Below are 15,411 nucleotides of genomic sequence, written 5' to 3' on the forward strand. Positions count from 1 at the left end.
AATAAAAATGAATAACAGTTTCAAAGATTTTATATTTGGGGATGGCAATACAATGAACCATTTGTTCCGTCAATTTTCTATGGGTGCTGTTGCAATCGCAGTAATGCAAGTTGCCAATGCACAAGTCGGTATTACCAATATTGTACCGATGCAAGTTGCAGGTCAGGGCACAGAAATTCGTGTCATGTTTAATGGCTTGCCTCCACAGCCACAAGCGTATCAATTAGAACAACCTTCACGTCTGATTCTGGATTTTGATAAAGCACAGCAAAATTTAAAGCAAAACACTATTGCGGTTGCAACCAAAGAAGCAAGTTCTGTAGAGGTCAGTTCTGATGCACAACGTTCACGTTTGACGGTCAATTTGGCCGATGCTGGTGCCTTTACCACACGTATAGAAGGTAATACTTTTATTTTAAAAATTAATTCTGCTGCGAGTAATGCATTTGCACCGCAGCAGGTAGTGGCTCAAAGTCAAAGATCAACCCAAGGCATTTCCAATATTGGCTTCCAGCGCGGTGGTCAAGGCGAAGGGCAGGTGGTGATTGATTTGCTCGGCACCAACACACAGGTTGATGTGCAGCAGCAAGGTAGTAAAGTTGTCGTACGTACTTTAGGTAATAAAGTGCCTGCACACTTGGCTCGCCGTTTAAATGTAAATGATTTTGCAACGCCAGTTTCTACAATTGATGCAAATAATAATGGTGGAAATGGTGTAATTACCATTCAAACTTCTGGTAGCTATGAATATATGGCATATCAGGCGGACAATAAACTCACGATCAGTTTAAAACGACCTGAAGATAAAAATCCGCTTAAACTGAAAGCCGCGAATAATTATACCGGCAAAAAGATTTCTCTAGATTTTCAGGACATTGAAGTACGTCGTGTGCTGCAATTATTGGCAGACTTCACTGAAATCAATATGGTGACTGCGGATACGGTACAAGGGAATATTACCTTGCGCTTAAAAGACGTGCCTTGGGATCAGGCGCTAGACATTATTCTAAAAACCAAGAATTTAGATAAACGCCGTAACGGGAATGTCATCTGGATTGCGCCAGTCTCTGAATTAATTAAAGCAGAAGAAGAGCAGGCGAAGGCGATAGAGCAAAGCGTAAAATTGGCACCAATTCAGACAGAGTACATGCAACTTAGCTATGCCAAGGTTGCGGATATCGAAAGACTGATTACGCAGACAAAATCTTCAAATAACGGTAATTCCAGTAATGGTAGTAGTAACAACAATTCTACTGAAACGTTATTAAGCCCACGGGGAACGCTATCCGCTGATGCGCGAACCAACACACTGATTATTAATGATACGGCACAGAATATTGATAAGGTCAGAAAAATGGTCGACTTGCTAGACATCCCAGTCAAACAAGTGATGGTGGAAGCGCGTATTGTTCGTGCTTCAACAGAGTTTAGTAAAGAGATGGGCGTGAAGTGGGGGATATTGTCGCAAGGGATTAATCAAAACAATAGTTTGCTGGTGGGTGGTAGTGATACAACCTTATGGGATTTAAAAACGCCGGATGATGATGGTAAATATACAATTCAGCGTCCACAGAACTTAAATGTGGACTTAGGGGTAACCAGTCCAGGTGCGAGCCGGATTGCCTTTGGTTTAATCAGCTTGTCTGACTTTATGCTGGATTTGGAACTTTCTGCATTACAAGCAGACGGTTATGGTGAAGTGATTTCCACACCAAAAGTTTTAACCGCTGACAAACAGATGGCTAAAGTTTCATCAGGTACACAGATTCCTTACCAATCATCGGAAGGTGGGGGTGCAAATGCTGTTTCAACTACTGAATTTATTGATGCTGTACTGAGCTTGGATGTAACACCAAGTATTACGCCTGATGGTAAAGTTCAAATGTTACTCAATATCACCAGCGATACTCCAGGAAATGCGACACCAACTGGACAATTGACGATTAATAAAAATCAAATTAATACCAATGTCTTGGTGGATAATGGCGAGACAGTAGTACTGGGTGGTATTTTTGAGCAAGTAACCTCAAACCAACAAACTAAAGTTCCATTCTTGGGTGATATCCCTTACGTGGGTCGTTTATTCCGTAAAGATATCAAGTCGGATAATAAACGAGAGCTATTGATTTTTGTTACACCACGAATTGTTAATGACAGTGTTTCAAGAAATCATTAATATATTTTGAATTTAGCAGAATAAATAGGTGACTCCTTGCCAAGCAATGAGTTTGAAACCCTACCAAATGTTTATTTGGTAGGGCCAATGGGGGCGGGGAAAACTACTGTTGGTCGTCATTTGGCAGAACTTTTAGGACGCGAGTTTCTTGATAGTGATCATGAAATTGAACGGAAAACAGGTGCGACAATTCCTTGGATTTTTGAAAAAGAAGGGGAAAAGGGATTTCGTAACCGTGAGACCATGGTGATTGATGAACTCACGGCTCGTTCGCAACTGGTTCTCGCAACTGGTGGGGGCGCAGTGACTCAAGCTCCTAATCGTGAATTTTTAAAACAACGCGGAATTGTTGTTTATCTTTATACTCCTGTCGAGATTCAATTACAGCGAACTTACCGGGATAAAAACCGTCCTTTGTTGCAAGTTGAAAATCCTGAACAAAAGTTACGTGATTTATTGGCCCTTCGCGACCCTTTATATCGAGAAGTTGCTCATTACATTATTGAAACGAATCAGGGGGCTGCACGTGATCTGGCTCAAAAAATCTTACATATGATTGTTTCTCAAGAAGCAGATTTAGTCTAATTAACGGTTTTAATTTCATGCAAACTCTACATGTTGAACTTGGCGATCGCCGATATCCTATTTTTATTGGCAGTGATTTAAATCCAGAATCATTACTGGAGCCTTATATCAAAGGTAAGCAAGTGATGATTGTGACCAATACTACGGTTGCGCCGTTGTATTTAGAGCATTATTTGACTGCGATTAAAGCTTTAGGTAAAAAAGTTGCAACATGTATTTTGCCTGATGGGGAAAAATACAAAAACATTGAACATTTAAATTTGATTTTTGATGCCTTATTAAAAGCAGGATTTAATCGTGATGCGACTGTTCTGGCTCTCGGTGGCGGTGTGATCGGGGATATGGCTGGTTTTGCATCCGCATGTTTCCAGCGCGGTGTGTACTTCATTCAGGTACCTACTACGCTTCTGTCTCAAGTCGATTCAAGTGTGGGCGGGAAAACGGGTATTAATCATCCCTTGGGTAAGAACATGATTGGTGCTTTCCAGCAGCCACAAGTGGTGCTTGCCGATATGTCGCAGCTTTCGACTTTACCTGATCGTGAACTGTCAGCAGGTTTGGCAGAAGTGATTAAATATGCCTTATTGGGTGATCCGGATTTCTTGGTCTGGCTTGAAGAAAATATGGATGGCTTGGTTGGGCGTGATTCAGCATTGCTGGCTGAGGCGGTTTACCGTTCTTGTGCGCATAAAGCACGAATTGTGGCCAATGATGAAAAAGAGCAGGGGGAACGGGCTTTACTTAATTTAGGCCATACTTTTGGCCATGCGATTGAATCCTACTTGGGTTATGGTATTTGGCTGCATGGTGAAGCTGTAGCCACCGGTATGGTGATGGCCGCAGATTTATCGCAACGTCTGGGATGGATTTCTGTAAAAGACTTGGAGCGTACAAAAAAAATCATTCAGCGTGCCCATTTACCCGTAAAATGCCCAGCTATTCCACTGGATGAATTCCTCGCCTATATGGCACATGATAAAAAAGTGCTGAATGGACAGTTACGCCTTGTGCTGATGAAATCTTTAGGACAGGCAGTAATTACCAAAGAATTTGATGTGGAATTGATGAAACAAGCGATTTTGGCGAATCAAGAGAAGGCATAAGTCATGGCAACCATCCGTACACAATGGCAACGTATTCAAAACTATATCTGGCTAGTGTGTGGGTTGGTATGTCTGTTTGCAGCACTTATTTTTTGGGCAATCACCGATACTGACGCTTTGGTCGAAGTCGAAAAATCCGCTGAAACTGAATCTGAATTGCAAATTCAACCGGAAAAAGTCGCTGCAACCAACCTTCTTGGTGCACTTCAAGAAGAGGTGCGTCCTTTAGAAATGACTACACGCGTGGTAAATACTGGCAGCTATGAACCGGAATTTCGTGGCACTAAATTTGTGACTGAGAATAAAAGTGCCTCTACCATTGAATTATTTCGCGTGACTAAAGAGGATGTGATTCGAAGTTTTTTAAAAAAACAGTCCGACCGTAAAAACTTTTTCTACATTCGCCTAAGTGGTGAAAATCAAATTGAACAATATGTTCTGCTTTATGGTATCTACCGAAATGGCGATCAAGCAAAGCAAGCCCTTAAACAGTTGCCATTCCAGTTTCCCAAGTCTATTCAACCTCAAGTTCAGGATGTCAAAAATTATGCTGCCTTGGTCAATGACACGGGGGCAGATGAAATGGGTTCTAATAGCAAACTATATGCAGTCAATTTAAAATCTGCACCATTACCTCGCATTGATGAGAGTCTTTTGGCTCCACCTAAATCCAAGCCGACTGAACCTGCGGTTGCTCCGAAGGCATCAACTACCACTACCACGGTTACACGTCGCGATGAAGAAGGGAACGTTGTTGATGTACAGCAGTCACATTCTTCAGTTGAATCTGCACCAAAAGCAAAACCCCAGAATAATTCAGCAAATAAAACACCAGAACAAGAAATTAGTGACCCATTTAATTAAAAATAGAGTTCTAAAATAGAGCAAATTGAGTTATAAAAATATTTAAATGCACAAATATAGTGCGAAAAACTGTTTCAATAAAATAAATGTGAGCATTTGAAACTTTAATATTTCTATATTTAAAACATTTAGCTACCTCTTTTTTGAATTGGCATCATTTTTGCTTTATTGGTGCATGAATTGAGGAATTGTCCCTATTTTGGCGCGAAAAGATTCAATGATTGTGCGAAGTTACTGAATTTACCTGCTTTAAAAGAGTGCGTAAAACCAGCAAATTTTTTTGTAATTGATCCATGCACAGAAGATGAAATGCGATTATCTTAGGTGGTGGAGAAAATGATTCTGCCCAATCTTGATCTGAGTGTAAGTAAATTGGACTAAATCACAAAGAAGATATTTGATTGTTAGATGCCCGCTTTATGGGCCATGTTGAAAGAAGGGTACGCTATGCACATGCCATCGCCTAATACTGTAGCTCCCGCTCAAGGTTTATACCAACCGGATGAGTTTAAAGATAACTGTGGTTTTGGTTTAATCGCCCATATGCAGGGTGATGCAAGCCATGATCTGGTCAAGACCGCGATTCATAGTTTAAGTTGTATGACCCACCGTGGTGGTATTGCCGCAGATGGCAAGACAGGGGATGGTTGTGGTTTATTGCTGGCTATGCCGAAAGCATTTTTCCGTGAAGAAGCAAAAAAACTTAGTGACATCACGTTAAGCGAAATCTTTGCAGTCGGCACTGTATTTTTAAATCTTGATCCGGCAATTGCAGCCCATTCAAAACAGGTTTTAGCCAAAGAAATCGAATCTGAAGGTTTAAAAGTCCTTGCTTGGCGTGTGATTCCAACCAATGTCGAGGCTTTGGGTGAAATTGCACTTCAATCGATGCCGGCATTTGAACAGATTATTGTCAATTGCCCAATGGGTGTCACTGAAGTTGAATTTAACCGCAAGTTATTCCTGGCGCGTCGTCGTGCGGAACAATTGCTGAGCAATGATTCTTCATTCTATGTCACTACATTATGTTCAACTGTCATCACCTATAAAGGTTTGATGATGCCTGAAGCAATTGCAGACTTTTATACCGATTTAGCAGATCCGCGTCTGGAATCACACATTGTGGTCTTCCATCAGCGTTTCTCGACCAATACCTTGCCGCGTTGGCCTTTAGCACAGCCGTTCCGTTATCTTGCACACAATGGTGAAATTAACACCATTACTGCAAACCGTAACTGGGCAATGGCACGCGTTCCGAAATTTGAAAACCCATTACTTCCTGGTTTAACCGAGCTTAATCCAATTGTGAACCGTACCGGTTCGGATTCTTCAAGCTTAGATAATATGCTGGAAATCCTGGTCGGCGGTGGTATGGACTTGTTCCGTGCACTACGCATGCTGGTTCCACCTGCTTGGCAAAACGTTGAAACTTTAGATGCAGATCTACGTGCATTCTACGAGTTTAACTCCAAGCACATGGAGGCTTGGGATGGTCCTGCGGGTCTGGTGATTCAGGATGGTCGTCATGCCATTTGTATGCTGGATCGTAATGGTTTACGTCCTGCACGTTGGGTGATTACCAAAAATGGTTACATCACCCTTGCATCAGAAATTGGGGTGTGGGGCTATCAACCTGAAGACGTGATTTCTAAAGGTCGTGTTGGTCCAGGTCAAATTCTGGTGATTGATACCCTCACGGGTAAACTGCTTGATACTCAAGATGTCAGCAACCACTTGAAAAAAATGCGTCCTTATCGTGAATGGTTACGTGAAAACTCAATTCGTTTACAAGGTAGCCCAGAACTTGAAGAATATTTATGTGATCAAGGCTTAAAAGGCGATGCCTTAAAAGCCTCACAAAAAATGTTCATGGTGACCTTTGAAGAACGTGATCAATTGCTCCGTCCAATCGCAGAAAGCGGTCAGGAAGCAGTCGGTTCAATGGGTGATGATACCCCGATGGCAGTATTGTCCCGTCAGGTGCGCCATGTATCGGATTATTTCCGTCAACAGTTTGCACAAGTAACGAATCCACCGATCGATCCATTGCGTGAATCAATCGTGATGTCATTGGAAACTTGTTTGGGCCGTGAGCAGAATGTATTTGAACAAAGCCCTGAACATGCAGATCGCCTGATCATTTCTAGCCCGGTATTGTCAAACTCAAAAATGCATCAGATGCGTACTTTGGGTCGTAAAGGCTACGAAATTGCCGACATCGATTTGAACTATGTGGCAAGTGAAGGTTTGCAGGCAGCGATTGCACGTATCTGTGAGGAAGCAGCTCAAGCGATTCGTGATGGCAAAACTTTACTGGTGCTTTCAGACAAGAAAATTCGTAAAGGTTATTTGCCAGCCAATGCACTCATGGCAACAGGCGCAGTACATCACCACTTGATTCAAGTGGGTTTACGTACCGATGCCAACATCATTGTAGAAACCGGTCTGGCACGTGATGCGCATCAATTCGCGGTGATCCTAGGTTTCGGTGCCACTGCAATTTATCCATATTTAGCTTATGACGTGATCAATGACTTGATTGCCAAAGGTGAATTGTTGGGTGATCCAATTCATGCCCAAGCGAACTTCCGTAAAGGGATTGAGAAAGGTTTGCTCAAAGTTCTTTCTAAAATGGGTATCTCAACGGTTGCGTCTTATCGTGGTGGTCAGTTATTCGAAGCCGTTGGTTTATCCAATGAAGTCGTGAACAAATGCTTCACTGGCGTGCCAAGCCGTATTCAGGGTGCAACATTTGCTGATCTTGAAAATGATCTTAAAAAATTGGCTGAAAATGCGTGGAAAGCACGTAAGCCAATCGATCAAGGCGGTTTGCTGAAATTTGTATTCGACAAGGAATACCATGCATTTAATCCGGATGTAATTAATGCATTACATAGAGCAGTGCGTTCGGGTGATTATGCTGATTTTAAAGAATATGCAGAATTAGTGAATACTCGTCCAATTGCAACGATTCGTGATTTATTCAAACTAAAAACTGATAATTCAATTGCGCTTGAGCAAGTAGAGTCTGTTGAAGAAATCTTGCCGCGTTTCGACTCTGCGGGAATGTCTTTAGGTGCATTATCACCGGAAGCGCATGAAGCGATTGCGATTGCTATGAACACCATTGGTGGTCGTTCAAACTCGGGTGAGGGCGGTGAAGATCCTGCACGTTATGGCACCATCCGTAACTCGAAAATCAAACAGATTGCATCCGGTCGTTTTGGTGTGACACCAGCATACTTAACGTCTGCCGAAGTGTTGCAGATTAAAGTCGCGCAAGGTGCGAAACCGGGTGAAGGCGGTCAGTTACCGGGTGGTAAAGTGAATGGCTTGATTGCCCGTTTACGTTACTCAGTTCCAGGTGTGACTTTAATTTCACCTCCTCCACACCATGACATTTACTCAATTGAAGATTTGTCACAATTGATCTTTGACTTGAAACAAGTCAATCCTCAAGCGATGGTTTCGGTGAAACTGGTGTCTGAACCGGGTGTAGGCACCATTGCGGCAGGCGTAGCAAAAGCCTATGCCGATTTCATTACCATTTCCGGTTATGACGGTGGGACGGCGGCTTCTCCACTTTCCTCAATTCACCATGCGGGTTCGCCATGGGAGTTGGGTCTAAGTGAGGCGCATCAAGCCCTTCGTGTAAACGACCTGCGTGGCAAAGTACGTGTACAAACCGATGGTGGTTTGAAAACAGGTTTAGACGTGGTTAAAGCGGCTATTTTAGGTGCTGAAAGCTTCGGTTTCGGTTCAACGCCAATGATTGCGTTGGGTTGCAAATACTTGCGTATTTGCCACTTAAATAACTGTGCAACTGGTGTAGCAACTCAGCAAGACCATTTACGTCAAGAGCATTACATTGGCGAGCCAGAAATGCTGATCAACTTCTTCCACTTCATTGCAGAAGAAACGCGTGAATGGTTGGCGGCTTTAGGCGTGTCAAGTTTGAAAGACTTGATTGGTCGTACAGATTTACTTGAAGTCTTACCGGGCGATACAGACAAACATGCTCACTTGGATTTAAGTGCCTTGTTAACCTCGCATCCTTCTGCGGAAGGTAAAGCGCAATATTGCCAAGTTCAAGGCAATGCGCCATTTGATAAAGGCTTATTGGCTGAGAAAATGGTACTCGAGATGCTTCCGACCATTGAAGCGGGTAAGAGTGGCGAGTTTAACTACAATGTTGTCAATTGTGACCGTTCAATTGGTGCACGTATTTCAGGTGAAATTGCGCGCCGTTATGGCAACTTGGGTATGGAAACACATCCTGTAGTCATGAATTTGAAAGGTACAGCAGGCCAGTCATTGGGTGTTTGGAATGCCGGCGGTTTGCATATCAAACTTGAAGGCGATGCCAACGATTACGTGGGTAAAGGTATGGCAGGTGGCCGTATCTCGATCTTCCCGCCAAAAGGTTCTCCTTTCCAGACTCAAAACACTGCCATTATTGGCAACACCTGCCTGTATGGTGCAACTGGCGGTAAAATCTTTGCGGCAGGGACTGCAGGTGAACGTTTTGCAGTGCGTAACTCGGGCGCATTTGCCGTGATTGAAGGGGCAGGCGACCACTGTTGTGAATACATGACCGGTGGTATTGTGACTGTACTGGGTAAAGTAGGCCATAACTTCGGTGCCGGCATGACCGGTGGTTTTGCTTATGTACTTGACCTGGATAATGACTTCGTGGATCACTATAACCATGAGTTAATCGAGTTAAACCGTATCTCTACAGAGGCGATGGAAGAACATCAAGAATTCTTGCTTCGTATCCTCGATGAACACATTAAAGAGACAGGTAGTGCCTGGGCGTACAAGATCCGCAATGAGTTTGATTATTACAGCCGTAAATTCTGGCTTGTAAAACCAAAAGCTGCTAATTTGCAAACGCTTTTGAAAACGACCAAAGCTGATCCACAATAATTCCACGACGAACAGATTGATAGGCAGGTGTAGCGGATAAATAAACCGACTACACCTACCCACGGAGAGAGACATGGCAGAGCGCCTAAACAATGACTTTCAATTCCTGGATGTAGCACGCCAAGATCCAGAGAAAAAAGATCTCACTGTCCGCAAAGCAGAGTTTGTGGAAATTTATAAACCCTTTACAGCGGAAATTGCGACCAATCAATCGCACCGTTGTTTAGGTTGTGGTAACCCGTATTGTGAATGGAAATGTCCAGTACATAACTACATTCCAAACTGGTTAAAACTGATTGCTGAAGGTCGTATTTTTCAGGCAGCGGAACTTTGCCATCAAACCAACACATTGCCAGAAGTGTGTGGTCGTGTATGCCCGCAAGACCGTTTATGTGAAGGTGCTTGTACCTTAAATGACGGTTTTGGTGCAGTCACCATTGGTAATGCTGAAAAATATATCAATGATACCGCTTTTGCTTTGGGCTGGCGTCCAGACATGTCCAACGTAAAATGGACAGATAAAAAAGTTGCGATTATTGGCGCAGGTCCTGCAGGTTTGGGCTGTGCAGACATTCTGGTACGTAATGGTGTTAAACCCGTCGTATTTGATAAACGCCCTGAAATTGGCGGTTTATTAACTTTCGGTATTCCAGAATTCAAGATGGAAAAAGACGTTATGAAACGCCGCCGTGAAATTTTCGCGGGTATGGGGGTTGAGTTCCGTTTAAACACTGAAATCGGTACAGATATCACCATCGAGCAGCTTCTTGCTGACTATGATGCGGTATTCATGGGTATGGGAACATACACCTACATGAAAGGCGGTTTCGCAGGTGAAGATCTTGAGGGTGTGCATGATGCGCTTGATTTCCTGATTGCCAATGTGAATCGTACCCAAGGCTGGGAAAAAGACGCTTCTGAATATGTCAGCGTTGAAGGCAAAAAGGTGATTGTATTGGGCGGTGGTGACACTGCAATGGACTGTAACCGTACTTCAATTCGTCAAGGTGCGGAATCTGTGGTCTGTGCTTACCGCCGTGATGAAGAAAATATGCCGGGTTCACGTCGTGAAGTAAAAAATGCGCGTGAAGAAGGTGTGGACTTCATGTTCAACCGTCAGCCAATTGAAATTGTCGGTGAAAACGGTAAAGTCACAGGTGTTAAAGTTGTGACAACTCAATTGGGTGAAGCAGATAGCCGTGGTCGTCGTAGTCCAGAACCAGTTCCAGGTTCAGAAGAAGTTTTACCTGCGGATGCAGTACTTTTAGCGTTCGGTTTCCGTGCAAGTCCAGCAGACTGGTTTGCAGGCGCAAATATTGGTCTAGATGGTTCGGGTCGTGTGGTTGCAGCTGAAAAGCAACAATACCGGTTCCAAACATCTAATCCGAAAATTTTTGCCGGTGGTGATATGGTTCGTGGCTCTGACCTGGTGGTTACTGCAATCTGGGAAGGTCGTGAAGCAGCTGAAGGTATTCTGGATTATTTGGATATATAAGCAGAATCTCGCATCTGATTAAGCTTTAAATAAATTTTAAAAACCCGCTTCGGCGGGTTTTTACGTTGAGAAAATGAGAAAGTAGTAAATGTAATGGAGGTTCTCTCTCTTTGGGAGGGGGTTAGAGAGAGGGCGGAATTTCAAAAGTAAATTGTGAGAATTCGACAACATATCTGCTAGAAGGAGAGGGAAAATTTTAGAAGAAAAAACTTTTGAAACTTTTCGCAAATCCAGTAAGCGCTTCTGCCATACCTCTCATAAAAATTGCTGTCCATACTGTGCTTATTATCTGATCAATTTTTAGGATTAAGACTATGACACAACAAGTGGCGACAGAAAAATCATATCAAAATCGTCCAAAAGATATGGGAATTACAGTCAGAAAGCTGCAATTTAACCCAAAACTGATTCGCAGACACTATTTTGCCAATTCACCCGTAATGTCACATTTACTGACTGCACTTTCTTCAACGTTTCCGATTGGCGAGCAGTTCTTTGTGCATAGCGTTCGGAATGTGCGTGATCAAGTCAAAGATGAAAAGTTGCAGGCACAGATCGCGGCTTTTATAGGGCAGGAAGCGATGCATTCAAAAGCCCATGCCGAGTTCAATGCTGCTTGGCGGAGTGAGGATTATAATTTAGATCGCTTTCAGGCATGGCTTGCGCGTAAAAATGACTATGTCAAAAATTTACATCCTAAAATTCAATTGGCTATTACCTGTGCCTTTGAGCATTTTACGGCATTACTGGGCGGATATATTCTTCGACATCCAGAAGTGTTAGCCACTTTAGATGATGATGCGGTAAAGCTTTGGGTGTGGCATGCGATTGAAGAAATTGAGCATCGTGCAGTGGCTTTTGATGTCTATCAAGCCGTTTATGGCGATGATAAAATCCGACGTATGATTATGCGTAGCGTAACTACAGGTTTTGCCAGCCTTACTTTCTATTCTGCAACACGGTTGTTTCTACAGGATAAACGTAAAAGCTTGCCGAAAGCTGGCGGCAATATCTTTGGTCTTTATTTACTCGCTAAGATGTTTGTACAACTCATGCCAGAATACTTATCTTATTTTAAAACTGATTTTCATCCTTCGGAAATTGATTACAGCAAAATGGTGAATTATTGGAAAAGGCATTTGGCAGAAGATTACCAGATGAAAAGTTTTCAACATGAATTAAAACTAGGTTTAATCAATTAGGCAACTAAACCACAAGGGCTAATAGAAATATTGGCCCTTTTTTATGCAAGCTCTGAAGTACTGAAATTAAACAGAACTCGGCCTAAATATGTTTACAATAAAAATATTTAAACAAATACAAAGAAATATAGAGGATATAAATTTATGAACGTAATGAAAAAAAGTTTAGTCACTATGGCTCTTGTAAGTACTTTAACCTTATCTGGTTGCGGCTATAACACACTACAGGTCAAAGATGAGGCGGTAACAGCATCCTGGTCTGAAGTGCAAAACCAATATCAGCGCCGTGCCGACCTTGTACCCAACTTGGTGAATGTTGTAAAAGGTTATGCCAAACATGAAGAAAAAGTTCTAACAGAAGTGACCCAAGCCCGTGCGAATGTCGCCGGATTAAAAGTAGATAAAGAAGTTTTGGAAGATCCTGCCTTATTTCAAAAATATCAACAAGCACAGGCGCAGATGACCAGTGCATTATCGCGTTTGATCGCAGTCTCTGAAAATTATCCCGATCTAAAAGCCAATGAACAATTCCGTGATTTACAGGTTCAACTTGAAGGGACTGAAAACCGGATTGCAGTCGCACGTAACCGTTATATTACGACAGTTCAAGACTTTAATTCCTATTCACGTCAGTTCCCGCAGGTTATGACGGCTAAAGTGATTGGGATGCATACCAAACCGAACTTTAGTGCTGAACAAGGTGCACAAAATGCCCCTAAAGTATCTTTCGACTAATTCATTGATTGCTGAATAAGGATTGCTGATGTCTGATTCTTATAAAAAATACTTTTCATCCATAACTTTGCTGCAAGCAATGTTAGTTTGCTTTGGTGTGCTTATCAGTTCGGTTACATGGAGTGAAGTCGCCACGGCTACAGATGAAAATGCTGAGGCTATCGTTACCAGTAAAATCATTCAGGATCAGCAGCAGACCTCTCAAAATCAGAAAGCAGCCAAAGAGAAGGCGACTGACACAACAGTCTCATCGCCACAAATTGTCAATGACATGGCTGAGGGTGAATCGATTCGTGGACTGCCAACGCTCAACTCACCGGTTGTAGATCAGGCAAATATATTAACTGAAAGCCAGCAGCAGGAAATTAGTCAGCGAATTCTAGCGCTACATCAACAGGGTAAAGCCCAAATTGGGGTGGTGATTGTGCCTACTACAGGACAAGAAGATATTTTTGATTTTGCCATGCGTATTGCTGAAAAATGGCAACTCGGTTCAACCAAGCAAGACAATGGTTTGCTGATGGCAATTGCAGTAAATGATCATCGTATTCAAATTTTGACCGGTTACGGCTTGGAAGGTGTGATACCCGATATTGTGGCGAGTCGTATTATTCGAAATCAGATCACGCCTTATTTTAAACAGGCACAATATGCACAAGGGATTGATGCGGGTCTGATTGAGATAGAAAGAATACTCAATATGGATCCGGAAGTAGCACAAAAAGCTGCACAAGAGCTGAAAGAGCGTCAAGAAAAAGCTTTACATGAACAGCAAGCCAAAGAAAAAACTTTTAGTACGGCCTTGTTTATTTTAATTGCAGGAATTATTGGCTCGTTTATTGTGGGTAAACCTTTAAGTGCCTCTACTGCCGCCGTTGTTGGAACTGTAGCGGGTTTGGTGAATGGAGCTGGACTGGTCACCAGTTTACTGATCGGTGGTGGAATTTTCTTTTTACTGATTACGGCTATTGCGCAAACTATTTTTCAGCTATTTTTAGCGTCTGCAGGTCGTGGCGGTGGTGGAGGACGTGGTGGCGGCTTTGGAGGTGGTGGTGGATATAGCGGTGGAGGCGGTGGTTTTGGCGGGGGAGGAGCATCAGGATCATGGTAACTAAAACAGAAACAACAGAAATTATCACACAGCCTAAAATGGAAGAAGTAACTCAACCAAGCTTTAAACGCTGGTTAAAGCATTTTTTCTATATGCCGGCGGCTAAACGCTATTTTAATAAAATGGATCAATATGCAATCGCACAGGCAGTGAGGGAAGCGGAATATGGACATGCAGGAGAAATTCAGGTGGTAATTGAGGGAAATATTCCTTCAAATCAAGCCTACTATCAAAATACTCAAATGCGTGCACGACAACTTTTTGCTGAACTGGGTGTTTGGGATACCGAGTTTAATAGTGGCATTCTTTTATATCTAAATTTATGTGAACAAAAAGTTGAAATTGTAATTGATCGGGGAATAAAGAAAGCAACGGAACAAGTTGTTTGGGATGAAATTTGCCTTAAAATGACTGAACAACTTTCCAAACATCAATATCGGGAAGCTGTTATGGCGGGCGTATTTAATATAGGCGGTATGTTAAATAATTTTTATGCGCAGTCAACAATAGATCAGCAGAATGAATTGAGTAATAATCCGATAATACTGGGTTAAAAAATAGGTGGATTAGTGACGTAAAACGTCACTTTTTTACTAAATTAAACAACAAAACTACATTGTAACAATTTTATTTCTACAAATTGCTGTTTTTTCTGTGAATTTTATTATAATCAAATTTGGCACAGTTAGTGCTAACTATAAATTAAGCTAAATTAGCTTTACAAAGCTTATAAATAAACAAAAAACATTTGTGGAGAATGTTATGAATACAGTACAAAAGGGTTTTACCCTTATCGAATTAATGATCGTTGTTGCAATTATCGGTATTTTGGCTGCAATTGCGATTCCTGCTTACCAAGACTACATTACACGTGCACAAGTTTCTGAAGCTGTAACTTTGGGTGGCGGTTTAAAATCACCTCTAGCTGAATATGCAGCAGACAAGGGTGCTTGGCCGACAGGTTTAGTTGCACCTACAGGAACACCAACTAGTACGCAAATTACAGCAACGCTTATAGGTAAATATGCAACAGTAAGTAATGCAGTTAGTGGTACATGGCCTGCTGGCACAGTGACAGTTACCATGACAACAGGTAATGCGAGTGGTTCTACTATTTTCTTCGCAACTACTGATAAAGGTTCAGATTGGACGTGTACTGGTGGTACAATTATTGCGAAATATCGTCCAAATGCATGTAAATAATAAATATT

At 42.3% G+C, this 15,411-nt stretch carries 11 protein-coding genes; all 11 read left to right on the plus strand.

The genetic code is table 11. The features are described from left to right. Positions 1 to 52 precede the first annotated feature (52 nt). Positions 53 to 2,176, plus strand: coding sequence for a type IV pilus secretin PilQ (locus AC3CAU_RS04585; RefSeq protein WP_424619004.1), 2,124 nt, complete (start codon positions 53 to 55; stop codon positions 2,174 to 2,176). A gap of 36 nt (positions 2,177 to 2,212) precedes the next feature. Continuing rightward, the gene (gene aroK / locus AC3CAU_RS04590; protein WP_131217374.1) at positions 2,213 to 2,761 is read left to right on the plus strand and encodes a shikimate kinase AroK; all 549 of its coding nucleotides are present in this window, start codon (positions 2,213 to 2,215) and stop codon (positions 2,759 to 2,761) included. A 17-nt stretch (positions 2,762 to 2,778) separates the two neighbouring features. Continuing rightward, complete coding sequence (aroB, locus tag AC3CAU_RS04595) at positions 2,779 to 3,864, plus strand: 3-dehydroquinate synthase (RefSeq protein ID WP_424618939.1); 1,086 nt, start codon at positions 2,779 to 2,781, stop codon at positions 3,862 to 3,864. 3 nt (positions 3,865 to 3,867) lie between these two features. Further along, entirely contained in the window at positions 3,868 to 4,728 is an 861-nt protein-coding gene (locus AC3CAU_RS04600) for a hypothetical protein (protein ID WP_424618941.1), read from the plus strand. A 453-nt stretch (positions 4,729 to 5,181) separates the two neighbouring features. Continuing rightward, positions 5,182 to 9,657 (plus strand): glutamate synthase large subunit, encoded by a 4,476-nt coding sequence (gltB, locus tag AC3CAU_RS04605; protein WP_447054345.1) that lies wholly within the window; start codon positions 5,182 to 5,184, stop codon positions 9,655 to 9,657. Positions 9,658 to 9,730: 73 nt separating this feature from the next. Further along, positions 9,731 to 11,152: an FAD-dependent oxidoreductase gene (locus AC3CAU_RS04610; protein ID WP_131217369.1), complete on the plus strand. Its 1,422-nt coding sequence runs from the start codon at positions 9,731 to 9,733 to the stop codon at positions 11,150 to 11,152. A gap of 314 nt (positions 11,153 to 11,466) precedes the next feature. Next, complete coding sequence (locus AC3CAU_RS04615; protein ID WP_447053716.1) at positions 11,467 to 12,354, plus strand: metal-dependent hydrolase; 888 nt, start codon at positions 11,467 to 11,469, stop codon at positions 12,352 to 12,354. A 144-nt stretch (positions 12,355 to 12,498) separates the two neighbouring features. Then, complete coding sequence (locus AC3CAU_RS04620; RefSeq protein ID WP_424618947.1) at positions 12,499 to 13,089, plus strand: LemA family protein; 591 nt, start codon at positions 12,499 to 12,501, stop codon at positions 13,087 to 13,089. Between the two features lie 79 nt (positions 13,090 to 13,168). Further along, the gene (locus AC3CAU_RS04625) at positions 13,169 to 14,200 is read left to right on the plus strand and encodes a TPM domain-containing protein (protein WP_447054344.1); all 1,032 of its coding nucleotides are present in this window, start codon (positions 13,169 to 13,171) and stop codon (positions 14,198 to 14,200) included. Further along, a complete protein-coding gene (locus tag AC3CAU_RS04630; RefSeq protein ID WP_447053715.1) occupies positions 14,194 to 14,754 on the plus strand; it encodes a TPM domain-containing protein in 561 nt (186 codons plus the stop codon). Before AC3CAU_RS04625 ends, AC3CAU_RS04630 begins: the two co-directional genes overlap by 7 nt. Before the next feature lie 208 nt (positions 14,755 to 14,962). Beyond that, positions 14,963 to 15,403: a pilin gene (locus AC3CAU_RS04635; RefSeq protein WP_447053714.1), complete on the plus strand. Its 441-nt coding sequence runs from the start codon at positions 14,963 to 14,965 to the stop codon at positions 15,401 to 15,403. Positions 15,404 to 15,411: the final 8 nt, after the last annotated feature.

It is taken from the genome of Acinetobacter sp. GG23, from assembly GCF_057766365.1.